This window comes from Kitasatospora sp. NPDC097605, assembly GCF_040302725.1.
Classification (GTDB): domain Bacteria; phylum Actinomycetota; class Actinomycetes; order Streptomycetales; family Streptomycetaceae; genus Kitasatospora.
In genome coordinates this window covers 219951-240628 of the sequence record NZ_JBEOSF010000001.1, presented here as the reverse complement: position 1 = coordinate 240628, position 20678 = coordinate 219951, and the positions used below count along the sequence as shown (strand labels likewise).

Below are 20678 nucleotides of genomic sequence, written 5' to 3'. Positions count from 1 at the left end.
TCAGCCGACGGGCACGGGCCGGGTGTCGCGCGCGGTGTCATCGGCGTCCGCCGCGGCGGACGGGTGCGGGTTGTCGACGCAGTGGTCCGCGACGGTTTCGCCGTGCTTGAAGTAGCAGGCCTTCAGCAGGAGGCCGCCGCGCACCCCGCCGACGTACCCGAACTCCACCGGGTTCGGGGGCACGGGGTTGTAGCTCAGCCTGTCGAGGAGGTCGGTGCGGAAGCCGTGGGCGGCCCCGAGCGTGTAGACCCAACCGCCGTTCTTGCCCATGCTCGCCAGTGCCGCAGCGTCCGCCTGGCTGGTGAAGCCGGGAACGGCGGCCCCGGCGGCCGCCGTCTCCCAGTCCGGCAGCGGCTTGTCGATCACGTACTTCTTGAACAGCCCCAGCCACGGGTCGGTGGTGGCCTTCGGCTTGAGCCCTTCCCTGAACGCGTCCTCGCCCTCGTAGGGGTTCAGCGTGCCGGTCCCCACCGCGTAGGCGGTCACGCCGTCCGACTGCCACGGCAGGTCGGAGACGTCCTCGGTGGGCCACACCTTGCTCCAGTCGATCGTGACCGCGGCGACGTCCTCCATGGTGCTCACGCCCGACGGGTCGAAGCCGGGGTTGTCCTGGCAGACGCCGGTGTCCACCTTGCAGCCCTGCTTGATGAACCGCGGCTTGACGCCGCCCGGGAAGGTGATCTCCTGCTCCCCGTGATAGGTGCCGAACATGGTCTGATAGGTGCCGGACTTCGTCTGGTCGACCCCGAACGGCGCGTGGATCTCGTACACCCAGCCCTTGGCGCCCGCGAAGTCCACCGCCACCTGACGCGAACGCGAGGTTCCCGAGTAGACGGTACCGGTCTCCGAGTTGTGGACCTGGCCGACCCAGTTGTACTGACGCTTCTCCTCCGGGTCCTTGGCGCCTCTCGGCTGGAGCCCCTCCTTGAAGATCACCTCGGGCGCCCGCGTGCCAGCACCCCGCCAGAGCACGTCCTGGTCGGTACGCCAGGACAGCCGGGGTTTCGTCGCGTAGACCGGTGCGCCGAGGTCGGCCGTGGTCTTCGTCCACTGGGTGTACCAGTTCTCGCCGGCCAGAATGCGCTCGCCCGCGGGCGACGGTACCTGGGCGCCCTCGGCCAGGGCGGGGAGCTGCAGCCAGGCCGCCGCCGCGACGAGGACCGCGGTGGTCCGGGCGACGCGGCGGCGGATGGTGGTTCGCGGCATGCGCCGACATCCTTTCGATCGGGGAGGCGGAGGGGGTGGTGCGGCCTCCGGATCGAATATGTGGGCCTGCGGACCGCGGCAATCAGGACTGGTGCGCACACACTCCTTTCGGGCTCCGCCGTGCGGGCCACCCGGCGCACCGGGCGGCGGCGGCCCTCCGGGGTCAGCCGCGCGGGAGGACCAGGGACTGGACGCCGGGGAGCTTGCGCCAGTCGCTGGAGACGATGGTCGCGTGGGCGCGGGCGAGCTGCTCGGCGCGGGTGCGGGCCTGGTCGGCGGTGGGGTCGGTGTTGCTGATCGCGGGGGCGACGTTGTGGGCGTCGGTCATCGTCAGCAGGTAGTGGTTGGTGTCGTACCAGGTGGTGTCGATGCCGTTCACATAGGTGGCGGCGTCACCGTCGAACACCACGAACCAGGGGCGGATCGAGGTCTCGCCGTACCGGGTGCGCGGGTCGCCGGCCGCCGCGCCGAGCGCGGTGGGGAACATCCTGGCCTCGCCGATCCGTCCGGCCGCGGCCAGGTCGCGCAGGTGGCGCCCGTACTCGACGTCGGTGTGCAGGGTGTCGAACGGGTTGTCCAGCTCGACGGTGCCGGGGATGACGTACACCAGGGCGCGGCCCGCGAGCGCCGACCTGGTCGGCCAGTTGCCGGCGCGGACGGCGTCGTCGAGGGTCGGGAAGGAGCCGCCGCCCGGCTTGGCGAGCAGGTCGGCCGGGCGCAGCGCGGCGGAGCCGAGGTGGGCGGCGATCAGCGCGTCGAGCTGGGCGGGGCCCATGCCGAGGTTCCCGGAGAAGCCCGGCTTGAGCTCCAGCTTGATCACCAGCGGGCCGGCGCCGGGGTGGGCGCCGAGCCAGATCCGCACGTCGTCCAGGCAGCTCTCCAGGTTCTTGTTGCCGCTGCCGGAGTAGAGCTGGGCAGGCGTGGTGGCGCTGACGCAGTTGTTGGAGTTGCCCAGCGGGTTGGAGTGGCTGACCTTCCACTCCTTGGTGATGGCGTTCGGCCAGGCGTCCAGCTCGATCATGCCGGTGCCGGTGTCCAGGCCCTGGGCGAGGTAGCCGAAGGCGGCCGGGTCGTAGGTGTTGTGCAGGCCGACGGTGGTCGCGGAGGAGAACGGAAGCTCGCCCGGGGCGGTGCCGGCGGCGGCCTGCGCGCTGCTGCCGACGGGCAGGACGGCGGCGGCCGCGGCGAGCAGGCCGGCGCCGAGGGTGCCGATGAGGGTACGGCGGACGGTCACGGTGTCAGTCCCCTTGTCAGTGCGCCTGCTGGCCGGCGCGCCTTCGGCGGTGGCTACCGCCGGTGCAGAGCATGACCCGGCCGGTCGTCGACGCGGTGAAGAGGACATAACAACTTCGTGACCGTCAGCTTCCGGACCGTCACCAGCCGGAACCGTCGTCGTCGGCCACCGGTCGTCTCCGCAGCCGCCGCGGCCCTGCCGCCGTCAGAACACGGACCAGCCGGTGGCCGTCGTCAGGGCGTCCAGAGCCGCGACGCCGAGCACCGAGTTGCCCGCCGCGTCCAGGCCGGGGCTCCAGGTGCAGACCGCGCCCCGGCCGGGCAGGACCGCGAGGACGCCGCCGCCGACGCCGCTCTTGCCGGGCAGGCCCACCCGGTAGGCGAACTCGCCGGCCGCGTCGTAGGTGCCGCAGGTGAGCAGCACGGCGTTGATCCGCTTGGCCTCGCTGCGCGACAGCAGGCGCGAGCCGTCGACCCGCACGCCGTGCCGGGCGAGGAAGAGGCCGGCCAGCGCCAGGTCGCGGCAGTCGGCCTCGATCGCGCAGTGCGCGTAGTAGTGGGCGAGGACGTCCTCGACCGGATTGCGCAGGTTGCCGTAGCTCGCCATGAAGTGCGCCATGGCGGCGTTGCGGTGGCCGTGCTCGGCCTCGGAGGCGGCCACCGCGCGGTTCACGTCGACGTTCGGGTCGCCGGACTCCGCGCGCAGCAGGTCCAGGACGGCACCGGCCGCGTCGCCGGTGAGGTCCAGCAGGCGGTCGGTCACCACGAGGGCGCCGGCGTTGATGAAGGGGTTGCGCGGGATGCCGTGCTCGGACTCCAGCTGGACCAGTGAGTTGAACGGGTTGCCGGACGGCTCGCGGCCGACGCCGGTCCACAGGACGTCGCCGCCCTCGGCGAGCGCCAGGGCGAGGGTGAACAGCTTCGACACCGACTGGACGGAGAACGGCTGCCGCCAGTCCCCGGCGCCGAACACCCGGCCGTCCACGGTGGCGATCGCCATGCCGAACGCGGCCGGGTCGGCCTCGGCGAGGGCCGGGATGTAGTCGGCGACCCGGCCGCGCAGCGGCGAGCGCACGGCGGCCGCCATGGCATCGCGCACCAGGGCCCGGAGGTCCTCGTCGGTCTCGTACAGGCCGTCCGTGCTGCTCGCGCTGTTCGTGCTGCTCATGCCGTTCGCGTCGTTCACCGCGCCATTGTCGTCGCCGCGGGCCGGCGGGCCGCGGGCGGGGGTGCGGCCGGGGTGTCGGGCGGCACCCCGCCACCGCCCCACGGCCCCTCAGCGGCGGACCATGCGCACGCCCGAGACCTCCAGCAGGCCGTCGAGCTCCACCCGGCCGACCCGCTGCTCCGGGCTCACCACCAGGCCCTCGCGCCGGACGATGTCGAGGATCCGCTCGGCCAGCGGCATCACCATGTGGCGGCCCCAGCAGCGCTCGTTGGCGTGCCCGAACGGCAGGTAGCCGGGCTGGGTGTCGGGATCGAGGTCCTTCCAGCGCTCCGGGCGGAAGGCCTCCGGGTCGTCCCAGAGCCGGGGGTCGCGGTGGCTCAGCAGCGGCAGCATCAGGATGTCGTCCCGGCCGCCGATCCGGCCGTCGACCTCGCCGAACTCCGGGGAGGCGACCCGCAGGATGTTCCAGGACGGCGGCAGCAGGCGCAACGCCTCCAGCAGCACGTCCCGGTTGGGCACGTCGTCGTCGAAGGGCGCTCCCAGCCAGACCGCGTTGGTCACCAGGGCCGCCACGGTGAAGCAGATCGGCGCCGCCACCCGCCGGTAGAGGTACATCGCGTAGCGACGGTCGTCGTACGTCTCGGCGTCCAGCACCCGGGCCGCCAGATTCGACAGCGGGATTTCGGTGCCCGGTTTTCCGAGCATCGCCGTGCCGGCCGCGACGGCCATCCAGGTCAATTTCGGGGTGAGTTCCAGCCGGCGGTCCACGAGCACCCGGAATCGGAAACTCTCCCGGCCGAAGACGAGGTCCCGGAGATACACGTGCGGGGTGTGCGGCCATTTCCCGGCGAGGTCGGTCCGCTCGCCCAGCGGCTTCTTCAGCGCGGCCCGGACGTCGGCGGAGACGGCCTGCATGAGCGCGGCCGCGTCCGCCCGGGTGACCTGCCGTCCCTGCACGGGTTTGAAGGTCGGACGCTCCTCCGCGTTGGCCGGCCTGCTGCGCAGCAGTCCGTCCATGAGGTCGACGCCGGCGACCCCGACGGTGTCCGCCTCCAGGCGGAACAGGTCCTGACCTCGGTACCTGCGCAGGAGCTCCTCGATCCGCGGCGCGAAGAGGGTGACGCGGGTGCTCCGGCCGGTGCTGGACATAGCCATCCGTGACTCCAAGGGTGAGCGGCTGTGGGCGGCCGGCTCGCGAGGAGCGGCCCGTGCCCGGCGAGTGCAGGTGGCACCCGCGCTCGCCGGGCACGCGTCCGACAGCGGAAGAACCGCCGGGACTTAGATCCAGCCGTACCAGGCGTAGGCCTTCAGGCTCTTCTCCGGCATGACCTTCTTCACGAAGTGAACGAGCTTCATGACAGCACCTCCATCTCAAAAGGGGAACGATGACCACTCTTCGGCGGACGGCCCGCGATCCGCGGACTCCGGGGTGGGCCCGACGGAATTCCGTGATTCGCATTCCGTGCCGCCGGGAAAAAGTGAATCCCAGCCCGAAAAGACGGTCAAGTGACGCAGCTCACCCGGAAGACCGGCCGCCCGGCAGGTTTGACGCCCCCTCGGGCGGCCCGGCCATCTTGACGCGAGCGCGACATTGCTGGTCAGCGCCCGGTCGGCAGATGGCGCGAAGATGAACGGGGCGTTCCGCTCAGCGGGCCGGGCGGGGGCGGACCAGCACCGACGGAACGTTCGGTCTGCCCCTTGGGGCAGCCCGGCTGCCCCTTCCGTTTCGTGCCCCGGTCCGCGCATCTTTGACGGATCGTTACCGCGACTTGGCACCCGGACGCCCGTTCCCCGTGGCGACGCCGCTACCCTGTGCTCCGCAGCGGAACGGCCGACCGGCCGCCAAGCACTCGCTGGGGGCGATTGTGGTCGAACGTCTGGTGCTGGATCTCCACGCCGACGGCCGGATGTCCGTGACGGAGTGGCCGCCGGGAGACGAGGTCCCGGCGCCCGCCGTCGACGCCGGATGGCTGCGCAGGCCCCTGGGCGACCCGGCCCTGGACAGCCTGCGCTGGTACCTGGAGGACCACCTCCGGACCCCGTTCGGGGCCTACGGCGAGCGGGGCCCGCACACCGCCCGTCAGCTCCCGGGCTGGGGAGCGCGGATGTTCGCCGCGCTGTTCGGCGACGGCCCCGCCCGCGACTCCTACCTGCGGGCGCGGGCCCGGGCACGGGTCCGCGGCGGCGCGCTGGAGATCGTGCTGCGCTCGGACTCCGCGCCGCTGCTCGCCCTGCCCTGGGACCTGGCGGCGGACCCGGACCGCCCGTTCCCGCCGGCCCTCGACGACATGACGGTGATCCGCAGCCCGGCGGCGGCCGACCCCCGCGACGCGGTCACGGTGGCGGACGGTTCACCCCTTCGGGTGCTTCTGGTGGTCACCCGGGCGGGCGGCCCCGGGGACTCCACTCGACCGACCGTCGCCCTCCCCCTGCTGCGGCGGCTCGGCGCGGACGGCGGAGCGGTCGAGCTGCGGGTACTGCGCCCGCCGACCCTCGCCGGGCTCGGCGAGACGCTCCGTGCGGCGCGCGAGGAGGGCCGGCCGTTCCAGGTCGTGCACTTCGACGGTCCCGGAGTACTCCCCGAACAGTCCGCCCTCGGACGCGACCTCCTCGGCGGGCTGCTGTTCGAGCGGCCGGACGGGGACCCGGACGGGAGCCCGGAGCCGGTGCCGGTCCAGCGCGTCGCCCGGCTGCTGGCCTCGGCCGCGGTCCCGCTGGTGGTCCTGGGCACCCGCAGGTCGGGCAACCCGGCCGGACAGGCCGAGGCCGAGGCGGCCCTCCGGCTGCTCCAGGAGGGCGCCGCCGCCGTGCTCGCGCTGCCCTACGGCCTCGACGCGACGGCCGCCGCCGGGTTCCTGACGGCGGTCTACGAGCGGCTGGGCTCCGGCGACCCGCTCACCCGTGCGGTGGCGGCCGGCCGTCGGCGCCTCGCCGAGCAGGACCGGCGGGTCTCGCTCAGGGGTCCGCTGCCGCTGGCCGACTGGCTGGTCCCGGCCCTCTACCGCCGGAACGAGCTGACCTTCCCCGCGACGCGGACGGAGCGGACCGGCCGGCAACCCGTGCTGTCCGGCGCCGGCGAGGCTTCCCCGGTCGACGCCCGGGACGGGCTGGCGGACCTCGCCGCCGTCGGGGAGTTCGTCGGACGGGACGGGTTGCTGCTCGGCCTGGACGCGGCGGCCCGGCTCCACCGCGTCGTCGTCCTCCACGGCCCCGCGGGTGTCGGCAAGACGGAGCTGGCGAAGGCCTACGGCCGCTGGTGCCGGGACACCGGCGCGGTGGACGGACCGGACTCGGTCGTCCTGCACCCCTTCGAGCCGGGGGTGGCCTCCTTCGGCCTGGCCGGGGTGGTCGACCGGATCGGCCGCCGGCTGTGCGCCCCCGAGGACTTCGACCCGCTCGCGCCCGCCGAGCGCCGGGAGGCCGTCGAGGAGGCGCTCGCCGCCGGCGACGTCCTGCTGATCTGGGACGGCGTCGAGTCCCTGGACACGGAGCACGACCCGGCCCTGGCCACCCCGGCCCCGACCGAGGAGGAACGCGCCGAACTGCGGGCGTTCCTGGAACGGGTGGCCCGGGGCGGGCGCGGCGCGGTGGTTCTCACCAGCCGTGGCACGGAGGACTGGCTGGGCCCCGGGCCACTGCGGATCGAGGTGCCGGGCCTGGCCCCGGACGAGGCCGTCGCGTACGCCGACCGGCTGCTCGCCCCCGACCCCGACACCGACCGCAAGCGCGGTCTGCGGGTCTTCGGCCAGTTGCTGGAGTGGCTGGGCGGGCACCCGTTGAGCATGCGGCTGGTCCTGTCGTCGCTCGGCGCGCATGAACCGTGGCACACCCTGGACACCCTGGTGCGCGGCGCGGCGGCCGGGGCCGGCGGTCCGGCGGGCGGGGACACGGCGGCCGGGGCCAGCGGTCCGGCGGGCGAGGACACGGCGGCCGGGGACACGGTGCTCGCGGTCAGTACCGGCTACGCGCTGGCCCGGCTCTCCGCCGCCGACCGGCGGGCGCTGGCGGCCGTCACGCTCTTCCACGGAACCGCCGACGCCACCGTGCTCGCCCTGCTCTCCCGTCAGCCGCTCGCGCCCGAGCCCTTCCGGGACCGCGGCACCGAGGACTGGCAGCGGCTGCTGGAGCGGGCGGCCGGTCTCGGTCTGCTCACCCCCGCGAACGGCACCGCCTTCCGGGTCCCCCCGGCGGTCGCCGCCGTCCTGGCCGCCCGGTGGCGTGCGGAGGAGCCCGGGTTCGCCGGGCAGCACGCGGCCGCGGCGCAGGCGCTGCTCGGCGCGCAGGTCAACTTCTGCCTGCTGCTCACCCGCGAACTGCTCGGCGGAAGCACCGAGTTCGCACTGACCGCGCTCGACCTCCAGCGGCGGACCATCGGCGGCCTGCTCGACCGGGCCGTCGAGCAGGGTCTGTGGCTGCAGGCCCTGGCGCTCGTCCGGCCGCTGTACGCCCACTGGAGCGCCCACGGGCTGGACACCGAGGCACGCGGCTGGACCGACCGGGTGCGGACCGCGCTGGAGGCGCCCGACGGCGACCCGCCGGCGGCCGACACCCCGGCCGGCGCGCTCTGGCTGTCCGTGGTCGGCGCCGACGCCCGGCGCCTGGTCCGGGCGGGCCGGACGGAGGAGGCCGAGCGCTCCTTCCGGGAGATCCACCACGCCGTCGACCAGCGGACGCCGGACCCCGACCAGCTCGACGACCTCGCGGACGGCTATCAGCAGCTCGGCCGGATCGCGGTGGACCGGGGCGAGTTCGCCGAGGCCGAGGCCTGGTACCTGCGCGCGCTCGCCGTCCTGGAGCGGCTCGGCGACGCCCACGGCATCGCGATCGGCCACCACCAGCTGGCGGTGATCGCCCACCGCCTCGACCGGCCGGAGGACGCCGAGCGGCGGACCCGGGAGGCGCTCGACGCCTTCGAACGCCTCGGCGAGTCCCAGCGGGCGGCGGCCTGCCGGCACCAGCTCGGCGTCCTGGCCCAGGAACAGGGCCGTTTCGAGGAGGCCTACCTCTGCTTCGGGCGCGCGCTGGCCTCCGCCGACCCGTCGGCCGACCGGCCCCTGGCGACCGACCTCCACCACCGGCTCGCCGCCGTCGCGGCCGAACTGGGGCGCCTCGCCGCGGCCGAGAAGTGGTGCACGGAGGCGCTGGCCCTGGCCGAGGAGTCGGGCAGCCTGCCCGACACCGCCCGCGGCTACCACCAGCTCGGCGTCCTGGCGTCGGCGCAGGAGCGGTTCGAGCAGGCCGAGTCCTGGCACCGCAAGGCGCTGGGGATCCGGCAGGACCTCGGCGACCGGCACGGCACGGCCATCAGCCAGCACCAGCTCGGCGTCGTCGCCGCCCGGCGCGGCGACCTGGCCGGCGCGGAGACCTGGTACGCGCACGCGCTGACCGTCCGGGAGGAGCTGGGCGACCAGGCGGGCGTCTCGGTGAGCTACCACCAGCTCGGCATGACCGCGCAGAACGACGGCCGGGCGGCGGACGCCGAGGCCCGGTACCGCAAGGCCCTGGACGTCTCGCACCGGATCGGCGACACCCCCGGCCTGGCTCGGACGTTCGGCCAGTTCGGCCTGTTCGCCGCGGAGCAGGGCCGCCCGCGCGAGGCGATGGAGTGGCTGGTCCGCAGCATCACCTGCTACGAGGAGTTCCCCCATCCCCTGACCTGGCCCAGCGTGCTCAACCTCGGCCACCTGGCCCGCGACCTCGGCCCCCGCGCCGTGGAACGCGCCTGGCGCTCCGTCACCGGCCGCCGCCTGCCGGACGCCCTCCGCGACCACATCGGCGCCTGACCGGCCCCGGCCAGGGCTGGGCGACCGCCCGGGAGCCTCCGGAACAGCCCCGGCGAGGACGAGCTCGGCGCGCGCCGTCCGGTGTCCCGCGCGAGTGCGCCCGGCGAGGCCTCCCCGCCGCCCCGGCCCGGTGGCCGTGCCGCGCGGCGTCGGCACGGCTGCCCGCGTGCACAAGGAGCATCAAATCGCCCCCGGCCCCGGCCTCCCGGACGCGAGTCACCTGCCGCCGGTCGCGGCCGCCGGAGTCCCGCCCGGCGCGGCGCCCGTTCGGCAGCCCTGGCCGGTCACGGGGCGATGGGGTGGTCCCCGAGGAGGAGGTGGCGGACACGGGCGACGGTCTCCCCGTCGCGGGCCGTGGTGAAGGGCAGGTCGTTGCCGCCGGCGAGGCGGAAGGGGGTGCCGGCGAGGGTGGCGTGGGCGCCGCCCGCCTCGGCGACCAGGAGCAGGCCGGCCGCGTGGTCCCAGGCGTTCTCCCAGGCGAACACGGTCGCGTCGAGGCCGCCGCGGGCGATCTCCACGTACTCCAGCCCCGCCGAGCCCGCGCAGGGCCGGGTGTGCACGCCCTCGGCGCGCAGGCGCAGCAGGGCGCGCTTGGCCGCGGGCGTGGTGTGGAAGGGGAAGGAGGCGGCGATCTCCAGCGGCGCGCCGTCGGCCGGTGAACCCGCGTGCAGCGGAACGCCGTCCAGGAGGGCGCCGCCGCCCCGCAGGGCCGTCGCCATCCGGTCACGGGCCGGGGCGTACGTCCAGGAGGCCAGCAGTTCGCCGCGGTGGGCGAGGGCGACCAGCGTGCAGAACCCCTCGTCGCCGCGGACGAAGGTGCGGGTGCCGTCGATCGGGTCGACGATCCAGACCGGGCGGTCCCCGGCCAGCTCCGTGTACAGGCCCGGGTCGGCGGCGACCGCCTCTTCCCCCACCACGACCGAGCCGGGGAGCAGCGCGGTCAGAGCGGCGGTCAGGTGCGCCTCGGCGCCCCGGTCCGCGACGGTGACGAGGTCGTGCGGGCCGTTCTTCTCGGCCACCTGGTCGGCGGTCAGCGCGCGGAAGCGCGGCATGATCTCGGCGGCCGCCGCCCGCCGGACCGCCTCCTCCACCGGGCCCAGGCACTCCGCGGCGAACTGTTCCTCGATCATCCGTCCATCACATCACAGCTTCGGTTCCCCGGGCCCCGACCGAACAGACGGACGGTCCGGGCGGCTTGGCGCGCCCCTGGCGTCCGTCGGGCGCTCCGCGTCCGACGAGCACTCCGCGTCCGACGGGGCCGGGCGGGTCCGCAGCACGGCGAGCGCCAGGACGGCCGCCACTCCCGCCACTGCGGCGAGAGCGGAGCGCAGGCCCGCCACCGAGGCGGTCAGGCCGACGGCGGCGGGCCCGACGAGGAAGCCGCCGTAACCGACCGAGGCGACGACGGCCACAGCCGACGACCGCACCTCGGGGCGGGCCCGCGCTCCGGCCAGCGACAGGATCGTCGGCGCGCACACCGAGGTGCCGAGGCCGGCCACCACGAGCCCCGCGAGCATCGTCCCCACGCCCGGGGCCAGCGCGGCGCCCAGCGTGCCGGCTGCCGCGACCGCCGCGCCCAGGGCGAGCAGGTGACGCTGCGGCAGGCGGGCGGTGAGCCCGTGCCCGGCCAGCCGGCCGACGGCGGCGGAGGCCGCGAACACCACGGGCCCGGCCGCGGCCGTGGCGGAGCCGGTGTGGAGGACGGAGCGCAGCATCACCGCGCTCCAGCTCTGCCAGGCGTTCTCGACCAGGAACGCGAGCGCGCACAGCACCCCGAGCCGCAGTAGCGACCGGTTGGCGGCGCCGCCGCCCGCCGGCCGTCGAGCGCGGCCCGCGGCGGGCGGGCGTGCGGGTGCGGGTGCGGGACGCGCCCGGTCCGGACCCGGGACGCCGACCACGGCGGCGGCCCCGGCGAGCAGCGCGGCCACCGGCAGCAGGACCGTGTCGGCGGCGAGGCCGCGGCCCAGTGCCAGGCCCGTTCCGAGGGCGCCGCACACCACGCAGGCGGAGAAGCAGGCGTGGGCGGCGTTCATCAGCGGGTCGGACCGGCTCTCCTCCGCGCTCGCCAGCGCGTTGACGCCCACGTCGACGGCCCCGGACGCCGCGCCGAGCACGGCGAGCGCGGCCATCAGCGCCGGTGCGCCGCGCGCCAGGCCGGGCAGCACGGCCGCCACCGCCATCAGCAGCAGGAGCGCCGCGACGGCGGTGCGGCCGAAGCGGTCCACGGCCGCACCGGCCGGGCGCATCGAGCAGAGCGCGCCGAGGCCGATCATCAGGACGGCGACACCGAGCTCGCCGTCGTCCACCCGCGCCCGCCGCTGGATCTCCGGAATCAGCGCACCCCACGTGCCCCAGAACACCCCGAACACCGCGAACCCCAGCAGCACCCGCCCCCGCGCCCGCAGCACCGACACCGCCCCCCATCGATCGCGCTGCCGTCCGGTCAGGATGATGCCCACCGCCGCCCGCCGGCCCGCTCCCCCACGGACGGCGCAGAGGAGCGCGCCACAGCGCGTCGGCACCGACGGCCGCCCCCTCCGGCGGATCCCGGGACGGCCAGCCGTCGGACTCGCGGCCGGTCACGGCCCCACACCCGACACCATGCGCCTGCACAACCGGACACCCCCTCCGGCGAACCGCCGGAGCGGCAAGCCGTGGGACCCACGCCAGCCGCCGCCCAGCACACCGTGCAGACGGCGATTCCCACCCGGCAGACCCAGCACCACCAGAGGCGTCGGGCGCAACACCAGCCACGATCCAGCACAGTCTCCCGGCGGCTGCAGAGCGGCCAATCCCGAGCAGCCAGCACCGGTCACGGCCCCACACCCAACCGGACGCGCCCACACGCGCGGACACCACCTCCCAACCGCACCGCGAGCAACCAGACCTGCCGCCAACGCGGGTCACCGCCCAACCTGCACCCCTCCGTACTGCGGCCGGAACGGCCAGACTCGCAGTCGGCCCAGGTCGCAGGCCGGCGCCCAGAACAACACGGACGTGGAGGCGCCGGATGCAGCGGAGCAGGTCAGCCGGCCGGTGCCCGACGTCAGCCGCGCACCCCATGTCGCCGGCGAGTTCGGGCCGCTCGGCATCCGCCCCACCGCTGGTGCCTGCCGGCCCGGCAGGGACGGCCCGACCGCCTGCCTGCGACCTACCACCGCACCCACGGCGTCACCTGCTTTCACGGCTTCTGGTCCATCGGCGACGACACGCTGTGGGGAGTCGACCGGCGCCGCAAGGGCACCGCGAACACTGTGGCCGCACTGAAGTCGGTCCGGGCCGCCCGCCCGGACGGAGCCCCCATCTACGTGATCCTGGACAACCTCTCCGCCAACACCGGCAAGCAGATCGGGCGCTCGGCGAAGAACAACAACGTCCAGCTGTGCTTCACCCCGACCAACGCCTCCTGGGCGAACCCGATCGAGGCGCACTTCGGAACGCTGCGGCGGTTCACCCCGGCGAACTCCCGCCACCCCGACCACACCGTCCAGACCCGGGCGCTGCACGCCCATCTGCGCTGGCGCAACGCCAACGCCCGCCACCCCGGCGTCCTGGCCGCCCCGCGCCGCGAACGTGCCCGCATCCGCAGCCAGAAGGAACTTCGCTGGGACGGCAGACCAGCACTCGCGGCCTGACCCAGCCCCATCAAAACGGCTCAGGTCAGCCGGGCCAGTGCCTCCAGTTCGGACTTTTTGGCACCGTGCGCGATGAGATAGGCAGGGATGGAGCCGTGGTGGCTTCGGATCCAGACCAGAGCCCGCCGGAGGTGGTGGGCGGCGATCGATCGGGTGCCGTGAGTCAGCCCCGACGACGCCCTTGGACCGGTCAGGCCCAACTCGGCATTGGAACGTAGGAAGTCCCCGGTGACCTCGGCTTCGGACGCACCCAGCAACGTCTGAACGACAGCAACCACCACACCCGTACGGTCCTTCCCCGAGGCGCAGTGCACCAGGACGGGCGGCCCGCCGGCCACCAGGAGCCTGCGGATGACCGCGACCACCGACCATCCGGCGTGCTCGGCCATGGAGGGATAGAGCTCCAGCTGGTCTGCAGGCCATCTCTGCTCGGCGTACACCGGAACGTGCAGGTACTCGAAACCGAGGCCGTACAGCGCATCCGGCCGCTCCGCGACCTCGGGAACACTCCTCAGGTCCACGACCGTACGCACACCCAGACCGCCCAGAGATCGCGCCCCCTCCACCGTCAACTCCCCCAACGCACCGGAACGGTAGAGCACGCCTCGGGGCAAGAGGCCGACCCCGCCGGCGTCCCGGAAGTTCCTCACACCGGCAACGGCGGCTCGCACCGCGCCGCTTCCCACCTCGTCAACGATCACCTCGCCACGCTAGGCCATCCGCTGAAGGGACCCTCACCACCCTCCTGGCGGGCACGAGACCCGGCAAACATATGCGGTCACGGCACCAGGCAGGTCGGTCCGGGCGGCCCTCACCATCAGCGGCACGGCGATGTCGTCGGTGGGGCCGGAGTCGGGGAGGGAGCCGGCGGGCGGGCGGCGCTCCGGTGGCGGGTAGGTCGGGCCCGTACGCTTCGCCACGTCGCGGGCCGTGCGGGCGGGCGGCTCGTCGCCCGGCCCGGAGGGGGCCGCGGTACCCGGCGGGACGTCAGCGGGCGGGGGCGGACGAGGTTCTGCAGTGGTCGCGGGCTTCGGCCAGGGCGGCGGCGAGGGCTTCGGGGCGGCGGGTGGAGAGGTAGACGTACGGGCAGAGCAGGGAGGGTTCGGCGACCTCGACGCGGACCGCGCGCGGCAGGTAGCTGCGGATGAGCAGGCGGGCGCGGGGGCCGGCCAGGCGGGTACGCCAGGCGAAGGCGGCGGCCTGGTCGAGGACTTCGACCGCGCCCGTGTGCTCGCCGCGCAGGACGACCGGTCCGGCCACCAGGACGCCGTCGCAGACCCGGATCCGGACCGCGCCGTAGCCGTTCAGCGCCGGGGCCGCCACCGCCATCAGCAGGGCGCCGCCGGCCAGGGCGGGCAGCGGGCCGAGCGGGAGCAGCGCGGCCGTGAGCGCGGCGGCGGCCGTCAGGGCGGCCAGCCACCAGCGCAGCGGGACGGAGAGTCGTTCGTCGTAGATCACCACATCCGGGATGCTGCCACGCCGCCGGCCGTTCTCCACAGCCGGGCCGCCGCGGACGGGCTCAGGCCTCGTCGTGCCAGGAGAAGGCGGCGATCCGCCAGCCCTCGGGGGTGCGGACGAACTGGAAGGTCTTGGTGCCGCCGCCCCCGTACGGCCGGCCGTCCAGCGTCCCGGACTTGCGGTACTCGCCGGTGCGGGTGGCGATGCCGCCGACGATCTCGGTCCGTTCGGAGGTCTCCCACTCCGCGAAGCCGACCAGCCGCCCGTCGTTCAGCAGCCGCTCGCGCGGCTCGACGAACTCCTCGACGGAGTAGACCGTGAAGGTCGGCGCGGCGCAGACGATCACTCCCTGCGGGAGCATCAGCCGCCGGATCCGGGCCACGTCGGCGCGCCGGCCGTCGCGGTTGTCGAACGCCCCGAAGAACTCGGCGGTCAGCTGGTCGATCTCGGTCTTGGACATGGGCCCGACCGTAGCACCGCGGATTCCCTCGGTCTGCCGTTCGATGACATGTCACACATCGTCATGCGACGCCCCTGCTCCCGGTGTTCCGAATGTGACGATGTCGCGCCCCTATGGTGAACGCCAGGAGCTGGCTAGCATGAGCATGCCGTCGAACAGGTATCCACCGACCCTCTACGGGAGGAGCCCATCATGAGCGCACAGGTTCTGGAGATCCGCGACGCCGGCCTGCTGGACATCGACGAGGAGACCATCGCCTTCGAGGACGAGTTCAACGCGGACCTCGCCCCGGTGATGTGTCTCGCCGACCCGTGGGTCACCTACGTCCCCACCCGTTTCGAGTGCGGGCTCGACTACTGACCCGCACCGAGCGGTCCGATTAGGGAGGTGACCGCCTGGCGGGCGACCGCCGGGCGGTCACGCCGTTCCTGACCGGGAGGGGCCGGACTCGGCAGCACCCGGCGCAGCAGAAGGCGGATCGCGGGAGGGGTGGCACGGCGATGGCGACAGCGGCACCACAGAGCCGGGGAGCGGCCGAGGAGGTGCGGTCCCGGATCGCGGCCCACCTGGCCGCGCCGGCCGGCGCGCGCCGCCGGCTGCATTCCGGTGACGGCTGGCTGTACCTGCACGACCCCCGGATGCCGGCCCTCGCCCACGGCTGGAAGCTCCACCTCTCCGCCCGGCCCGAGCACCTGGCGCAGCTGGTCGACCTGGTGCTCCCGGTCCTGCTCCGGCACCGCTGCGACGCCAAGTTCGCCGCCGACGCCGCCGTGCTGGGGCGGCTCAACTCCGGACTGCGCGGCGCCGCCGCCGTCGGCAAGGCGGTCACGGTCTACCCGGCGCCGGGCGGGATCGAGGCGCTGGCGGCCGAGTTGGCCGAGGTGCTGGCGGGCCGCCCCGGCCCCCGGGTGGTCAGCGACCGGCAGGTACGGGCGGACGCCCCGGTCTACTACCGGTACGGGCCCTTCCGGGCTACCGGCGACGACCCGGAGCTCGTCATGACCGGTCCCGCCGGAGAGGCCTTCCCCGGCCTCGCCGCCGGCGCCTACCGCCAACCGCCGTGGGCGGCCGACCCGTTCGCCGCCCAGGCGCCGCGGCGGGAGTCGACCACCCGGGTCGGCGACGGCCGCTACCGGATCACCGCGGGGATCACCCGCTCGCCGAACGGGCACGTCTACCGCGCGGTCGAACTCGCCACCGGGCTGGCGGTGGTGGTCAAGCAGGCCCGCGCCTTCGTCGCCGAGGACCCGTCCGGCACCGACGCGCGCGGCCGGCTGCGGCACGAGCGGCGGGTCCTCGACGCGCTCGGCGGGGTGCCCGGAGTGCCGCGACTGGTCGACTACTTCCGGCACGGCGAGGACGAGTACCTGGTGAGCACCGCCTGCGGCCCGCGCGACCTGCGCCGCGACGTCCTGGTCTCGGGCCCGTACCCGCCGGCCGGTGGGGGCGCGGCCGGTCGGGACTGGTGGGCGCTGGCGCGCGGGCTGCTGACCGTGCTGGACGCGGTGCACGCGCGCGGGGTGGTCATGTGCGACCTCAAGCCCGCCAACGTGGTGCTCGACGGCTCGGGCGGCGCCTCGCTGGTCGACTTCGGCGTCAGCTCCCTGGCCGGCGAACGGCCCGAGGGCGCCACCCGGGGCTACGGCCTGCCCGGCGCCGCCGAGGCGCGGCCCGCCGACGACTACTACGCGCTCGGCGCCACGCTGCACTGGGCCGCCACCGGACTCGACCCCGTGGTGATCGACCCCGACCCGGCCGTCAACCGCGAGCGCACCCTCACCTGTCTGGCCGGCGCCCTGCCCCCCGGCGGGCAGCAGGCGGCGGACGCGGTGGTGACCGTGGTGGCCGGACTCCTGAGCCTCGACGCCGGGGAGCGGGCCTCGGCCGCCGCCGAGTTGCGCCACGGCGCCCCCGTCCGGACGGCCGGCCCGGACCGGCGGCCGCCGGCGGTGCGCGGGGATGTGCTCGGCGAGGCCGTCCGGCACACCCTCGACCGCTGTGTCCGGATGGCGCACGAGCTGGTGGACGCGGACCCCCGGGGCGGGCGGCCGCGCACCCTGCTGTCGCTCTACGACGGCGCCGCCGGACTCGGCCTGGAGCTGCTCCAGCACCCGGACCTGCCGGAGGTCCGCGCGGCGGCCGCCGCCCTCGCCCGGTGGACGGCCGCCCACCCCGCCCTCGACCGGCTCGGCCCGGGGCTGTACGACGGCCGGGCCGGCGTCGACCTCTTCCTCGCCCACGCGGCCCACCTGCTCGGCACCGAGCGGCCCGCCGGGACGGGCGGGCTGCTCGGCGACGACCTCCCGGCCGACCAGATCTCCGGCGCCGCAGGGGTCGGCACCGCCCGACTGCTGCTGGCCCGCTCGGCCCGCGCCGACGGCCGCCCGGAGGAGGCCGAACGGCACCTGGCCGTCGCCGCCGAATGCGCCCGGCGGCTGACCGACGGCCGCTCCACCGACCCGCGGGAGGAGCCCCACCCGGGGACCGCGGCGCTCGTGGAGGGCTTCGCCCACGGCCGGGCCGGTGTCGCCCACTTCCTGCTCGCCCTGCCCGGCCCGCACGCGGAGGACGCCCGGCGCCTCGTCGACGGCCTCGCCGCCGACGTCCCCCGGCTCGCGGCGGCCGCCGGCGACCCCGGCGCGACCCGCCGCTACGGCTCCTGGTGCCGGGGGCTCGCCGGCATCGGCTCCGTACTGGTCCAGGCCGCCCGCCAGTACCGTGAACCGGCCCTGCTCGACCGCGCCGCCGAGGCCGCGGCCGCCTGCCGCATGCTCGCGCCGCGGACGGGCGCGACCGGCCAGTGCTGCGGCCTGGCGGGCGCCGGCGAGCTGCTGGTCGACCTCGCCGCGGCCACCGGGGACGAACGCCACTGGCGCGCCGCCGAGGAGCTCGCGGGCCTCGTCCTGGCCCGCGGCGGCGGGCCCTGGGGCCGCCCGCTGCTTCCCGGTCGCGACCCCGGTACCGAGTCACCCGCCTGGGCCGTCGGCACTCCCGGTGTGCTCGCCTTCCTGCGCCGCCTCCACCGCCGGGGCGGTCCGCGCCCGGGCCTGCTGTTCCCGGTCTGACCCGGCGGATTTCAATTTCTGATCATCCGTTGGTACGTTCTTCCCGTCGAGAGGGCGGGCCGCGCAGGCGGCGGGAAGCCCGGTCGGCCAGGCGTCGGTGGTGCATTGGCAGCACGCCCGCTTTCAGCGGGAAGAGTTCGTTCGATTCGGGCCCGGCGCTCCATCCCCCGGGGGCGGCAACCGTATGGCGGGTGCCGCCCCTGTTTCGCGTCCGCCGTTCCCGGTGCCGGGAGGAGACCGCTCCCCATGACCCTGTTGCTCTCCCGGGCGGACGTCGAGGCCGCCCTGGACATTCCGGCCGTGCTGGCGGCGCTCGACACGGGCTTCCGCGCCGCCGGCCGGCTCCCCGCCGATCACCCGTCGGACGACCGACCGCCGGACGACCGACCGCCCACCGCCCGACGGGTGGGCACGCGCCTGCCCGGCCCGGGAACCGCGATGTGCCTCCTCCCCGGGCTGCTCCCCGACGTGCCCGCGTACACGGTGAAGGTCAACGCCAAGTTCCCGGCCGCCACCCCCGCCCTGCGCGGCATCGTCTGCCTGCACGCGCTGGCCGACGGCGAACTGCTCGCGCTCCTCGACTCCGCCTCCGTCACCGCCTGGCGGACCGGGCTGGCCGCCGCGCTGGCCACCCACGCGCTCGCCCCGGAGCACGCCACGACGGTCGCCGTCATCGGCGCCGGCGCCCAGAACCGGACCGTGCTCCGGGCCCTGCGCACCCTGCGGCCGATCGGAGAGGTGTACGCCTACGACCTCGACCCGGAGCGCGCCGCGGCCGTCGGCCGGGTCGCGCCCACCGCGCGGGCCGCCGTCGAGGCCGCCGACATCGTGCTCATCGCGACCTGGTCGCGCGAGCCGCTGCTCGACGCCGATGTGCTGCGACCCGGCCTCCACCTCACCAGCCTCGGCTTCGACGAACCCGGCAAGACCGAACTCTCCCCGGCCCTGCTGCGCGCGAGCCGCCTCGTCGTGGACGATCCCGCCCTCGCCGCCGCCTCCGGCGTCCTGCACAGCGCCGCCCTGGAGCCGGCCCTCGCCACCCCGCTCGGCGACATCCTGCGCGGCACCGCCCCGGCCCGCCCCGACGACCGGCCCACCGTCTTCGCCCCGATCGGCCTCCCCTGGCAGGACCTCGCCCTCGCCTGGCCCGTCTACCTCGCCGCCCGTTCCGACGCCGCGACCACCTCCTTCGCCTTCCACTGACCGCTGACCGCCCCTCACCCGCGCCGGGAGGCCTACTTCTGGGACCGCCTCCCCGGCGGCTACCGTTTCCAGGACACCGACCGCCCCGAACCCGACACGCCGACCCCGCCCGCTGTGCGACGGAGGAGACGACCGTGGAGAAGTTCGTTCCGAAGTTCCAGGGCGCGCCCTGGCCCGACGGCGCCCGCGTCCTGCACGTCTACGCCGTCCCCGATCTGGGGACCGACCTCGACCTGGCACGGCTGGTCGACGAGTGCCGAGCGGCGATGCGCCCCCACCCCATCACCCCGATGGACGACGGCACGCTGCACTGCACCCTCGACATGATCGCCGACACCACCTCCGACAGGATCACGGCCGAGGAGCGCGCCGACCTCGTCGCGGCCCTGCGGGACCACCTCGCGGGCACCCGCCCGTTCGAGGTCACGGCCGGCTCGCCGATCGCCAGCCGGGCCGGGGCCTTCCTGGACCTCTCCCCCGACCACGCCCTGTTCGACCTGCGCGAGCGCGTCCGCGACGCCATCCGCCGGACCCGTGGCCCCGGCGCCCTGCTGCACGACGGCGGCCGCCCGCACATCTCACTCGGCTACGCCTGGTCCGACGCCTCCTCCGACGCCCTGCAGTCGGTCTTCCGGCGGATCTCCCCCAGCCACGTCCCCCTCCGCATCCGTGACGTCCACCTGCTCGACGTCCGCTTCCAACAGCACCCCCGCCCCGGTGACGAGACCGCCTGGCAGCTCTCCTGGTCCCCGGTGGCGATCATCCCGCTCGCCCACGGCTGATCGAACGAACGCCCCACCGCCCCCGTCCTCGGCGGTCAGGCGGGCTGCCACAGCTCGATCCGACGGCCCTCGGGGTCGGTGACCCAGCCGAACCGGCCCACCCCCTCCATGTCCTGGGTCTCCTCGTCCACCTCCGCGCCCTTGGCCCGCAGTTGCGCGAGCATCGCGTCCAGGTCGCGGACCCGGAAGTTGAGCATGGTCTGCTGGTCACGGGAGCCGAAGTAGTCCGTCCCGGACTCGAAGGCCGCGAACACCGTCGGCCCGGCCTCCTGCCGCCACAGGCCGTGGTCGTCGGCGTCCAGACCGAGGCAGTCCCGGTACCAGGCGCTCAGGGCCGCCGGATCGGCGGCGCGCAGGAAGTAACCACCGATTCCCAGCACACGTTCCATGCCCGTCATCCTGCCAGGACGGGTGCCGGGCCGCCCGGCGCCGCTCCCGTCCCGCCGGTCAGCGGTCGGCCACCCGGTCAGCCACCCGGTCGGCGTCCGGAGGCCAGTAGCCGGTGGCCACGAGGTGGTCGACGATCCGCAGCCCCTCGGCGAACGGGACGGTATCCCGGTCGGGGTACTTCACCCAGGTCTCCCTCACGGCCACGACGATCCCACGGCCTCCGAGCCGGCGGAGCCCGAGGACCGATTTCCGCCAGCCCGGCGCGGGACCGCGGGCGCACAGTGGAGGGCGTGGG

General features: G+C 75.2%; 17 protein-coding genes, 1 tRNA gene and 1 pseudogene. 7 read left to right on the top strand and 12 right to left on the bottom strand.

The window, feature by feature from the left end; translation table 11 throughout:
- From ABTX81_RS01075 to ABTX81_RS01055, 5 genes are all read right to left on the bottom strand, one after another.
- The gene (locus tag ABTX81_RS01075; RefSeq protein WP_350540792.1) at positions 1–1206 is read right to left on the bottom strand and encodes a scabin-related ADP-ribosyltransferase; all 1206 of its coding nucleotides are present in this window, start codon (positions 1204–1206) and stop codon (positions 1–3) included.
- Between the two features lie 163 nt (positions 1207–1369).
- Complete coding sequence (locus tag ABTX81_RS01070) at positions 1370–2440, bottom strand: phosphatidylinositol-specific phospholipase C domain-containing protein (protein ID WP_350540791.1); 1071 nt, start codon at positions 2438–2440, stop codon at positions 1370–1372.
- A gap of 204 nt (positions 2441–2644) precedes the next feature.
- Complete coding sequence (locus ABTX81_RS01065; RefSeq protein WP_350540790.1) at positions 2645–3625, bottom strand: glutaminase; 981 nt, start codon at positions 3623–3625, stop codon at positions 2645–2647.
- A 90-nt stretch (positions 3626–3715) separates the two neighbouring features.
- On the bottom strand, positions 3716–4762 hold the full coding sequence (locus ABTX81_RS01060) for a cytochrome P450 (RefSeq protein WP_350540789.1): 1047 nt from the start codon (positions 4760–4762) through the stop codon (positions 3716–3718).
- Positions 4763–4885: 123 nt separating this feature from the next.
- Positions 4886–4963, bottom strand: a complete 78-nt coding sequence (locus ABTX81_RS01055; protein ID WP_350540985.1) for a tryptorubin family RiPP precursor — start codon at positions 4961–4963, stop codon at positions 4886–4888.
- 524 nt (positions 4964–5487) lie between these two features.
- Here ABTX81_RS01055 and ABTX81_RS01050 point away from each other — a divergent pair.
- The gene (locus tag ABTX81_RS01050; protein ID WP_350540788.1) at positions 5488–9390 is read left to right on the top strand and encodes a tetratricopeptide repeat protein; all 3903 of its coding nucleotides are present in this window, start codon (positions 5488–5490) and stop codon (positions 9388–9390) included.
- A 284-nt stretch (positions 9391–9674) separates the two neighbouring features.
- Here the strand turns inward: ABTX81_RS01050 and ABTX81_RS01045 are convergent, their stop codons facing one another.
- Together ABTX81_RS01045 and ABTX81_RS01040 are read right to left on the bottom strand one after the other, a co-directional pair.
- Positions 9675–10520 carry an inositol monophosphatase family protein gene (locus tag ABTX81_RS01045; protein WP_350540787.1) on the bottom strand — a complete coding sequence of 282 codons (846 nt, stop codon included), beginning with the start codon at positions 10518–10520 and terminating at the stop codon, positions 9675–9677.
- A gap of 12 nt (positions 10521–10532) precedes the next feature.
- Complete coding sequence (locus ABTX81_RS01040) at positions 10533–11849, bottom strand: MFS transporter (protein ID WP_350540786.1); 1317 nt, start codon at positions 11847–11849, stop codon at positions 10533–10535.
- 610 nt (positions 11850–12459) lie between these two features.
- Here ABTX81_RS01040 and ABTX81_RS01035 point away from each other — a divergent pair.
- A pseudogene (locus ABTX81_RS01035) lies at positions 12460–13025 on the top strand (transposase); the annotation flags it as partial.
- Positions 13026–13045: 20 nt separating this feature from the next.
- On the opposite strand, the gene ABTX81_RS01030 reads toward ABTX81_RS01035, so the two are convergent.
- The 3 genes from ABTX81_RS01030 to ABTX81_RS01020 form a co-directional block, all read right to left on the bottom strand.
- The gene (locus tag ABTX81_RS01030; RefSeq protein WP_350540785.1) at positions 13046–13726 is read right to left on the bottom strand and encodes a tyrosine-protein phosphatase; all 681 of its coding nucleotides are present in this window, start codon (positions 13724–13726) and stop codon (positions 13046–13048) included.
- Between the two features lie 286 nt (positions 13727–14012).
- Positions 14013–14486 carry a DUF3093 family protein gene (locus tag ABTX81_RS01025; protein WP_350540784.1) on the bottom strand — a complete coding sequence of 158 codons (474 nt, stop codon included), beginning with the start codon at positions 14484–14486 and terminating at the stop codon, positions 14013–14015.
- A 58-nt stretch (positions 14487–14544) separates the two neighbouring features.
- Positions 14545–14943, bottom strand: coding sequence for a nuclear transport factor 2 family protein (locus ABTX81_RS01020; RefSeq protein ID WP_350540783.1), 399 nt, complete (start codon positions 14941–14943; stop codon positions 14545–14547).
- Positions 14944–15135: 192 nt separating this feature from the next.
- Between ABTX81_RS01020 and ABTX81_RS01015 the strand changes: the two genes are divergently transcribed.
- The 5 genes from ABTX81_RS01015 (at position 15136) to ABTX81_RS00995 (ending at position 19993) form a co-directional block, all read left to right on the top strand.
- Positions 15136–15303: an SflA family class IV lanthipeptide gene (locus tag ABTX81_RS01015; protein ID WP_350540782.1), complete on the top strand. Its 168-nt coding sequence runs from the start codon at positions 15136–15138 to the stop codon at positions 15301–15303.
- A gap of 140 nt (positions 15304–15443) precedes the next feature.
- Positions 15444–18008: a class IV lanthionine synthetase LanL gene (lanL, locus tag ABTX81_RS01010; protein WP_350540781.1), complete on the top strand. Its 2565-nt coding sequence runs from the start codon at positions 15444–15446 to the stop codon at positions 18006–18008.
- Positions 18009–18099: 91 nt separating this feature from the next.
- A tRNA-Glu gene (locus tag ABTX81_RS01005) sits at positions 18100–18171 on the top strand.
- An 83-nt stretch (positions 18172–18254) separates the two neighbouring features.
- Positions 18255–19211 carry an ornithine cyclodeaminase family protein gene (locus ABTX81_RS01000; protein WP_350540780.1) on the top strand — a complete coding sequence of 319 codons (957 nt, stop codon included), beginning with the start codon at positions 18255–18257 and terminating at the stop codon, positions 19209–19211.
- Positions 19212–19345: 134 nt separating this feature from the next.
- A complete protein-coding gene (locus ABTX81_RS00995) occupies positions 19346–19993 on the top strand; it encodes a 2'-5' RNA ligase family protein (RefSeq protein WP_350540779.1) in 648 nt (215 codons plus the stop codon).
- A 35-nt stretch (positions 19994–20028) separates the two neighbouring features.
- Here ABTX81_RS00995 and ABTX81_RS00990 read toward each other — a convergent pair whose 3' ends face one another.
- Together ABTX81_RS00990 and ABTX81_RS00985 are read right to left on the bottom strand one after the other, a co-directional pair.
- Entirely contained in the window at positions 20029–20382 is a 354-nt protein-coding gene (locus ABTX81_RS00990; protein ID WP_350540778.1) for a VOC family protein, read from the bottom strand.
- A gap of 58 nt (positions 20383–20440) precedes the next feature.
- Positions 20441–20566: a hypothetical protein gene (locus tag ABTX81_RS00985; protein ID WP_350540777.1), complete on the bottom strand. Its 126-nt coding sequence runs from the start codon at positions 20564–20566 to the stop codon at positions 20441–20443.
- Positions 20567–20678: the final 112 nt, after the last annotated feature.

Excerpts from the sequence above, each read along its gene's own strand:
- ABTX81_RS01075 (WP_350540792.1), bottom strand. The coding sequence starts at position 1,206 with ATGCCGCGAACCACCATCCGCCGCCGCGTCGCCCGGACCACCGCGGTC.
- ABTX81_RS01060 (WP_350540789.1), bottom strand. The coding sequence starts at position 4,762 with ATGGCTATGTCCAGCACCGGCCGGAGCACCCGCGTCACCCTCTTCGCG.
- ABTX81_RS01055 (WP_350540985.1), bottom strand. The coding sequence starts at position 4,963 with ATGAAGCTCGTTCACTTCGTGAAGAAGGTCATGCCGGAGAAGAGCCTG.
- ABTX81_RS01045 (WP_350540787.1), bottom strand. The coding sequence starts at position 10,520 with ATGATCGAGGAACAGTTCGCCGCGGAGTGCCTGGGCCCGGTGGAGGAG.
- ABTX81_RS01020 (WP_350540783.1), bottom strand. The coding sequence starts at position 14,943 with ATGTCCAAGACCGAGATCGACCAGCTGACCGCCGAGTTCTTCGGGGCG.
- ABTX81_RS01015 (WP_350540782.1), top strand. The coding sequence starts at position 15,136 with ATGAGCGCACAGGTTCTGGAGATCCGCGACGCCGGCCTGCTGGACATC.
- lanL (WP_350540781.1), top strand. The coding sequence starts at position 15,444 with ATGGCGACAGCGGCACCACAGAGCCGGGGAGCGGCCGAGGAGGTGCGG.
- ABTX81_RS01000 (WP_350540780.1), top strand. The coding sequence starts at position 18,255 with ATGACCCTGTTGCTCTCCCGGGCGGACGTCGAGGCCGCCCTGGACATT.
- ABTX81_RS00990 (WP_350540778.1), bottom strand. The coding sequence starts at position 20,382 with ATGGAACGTGTGCTGGGAATCGGTGGTTACTTCCTGCGCGCCGCCGAT.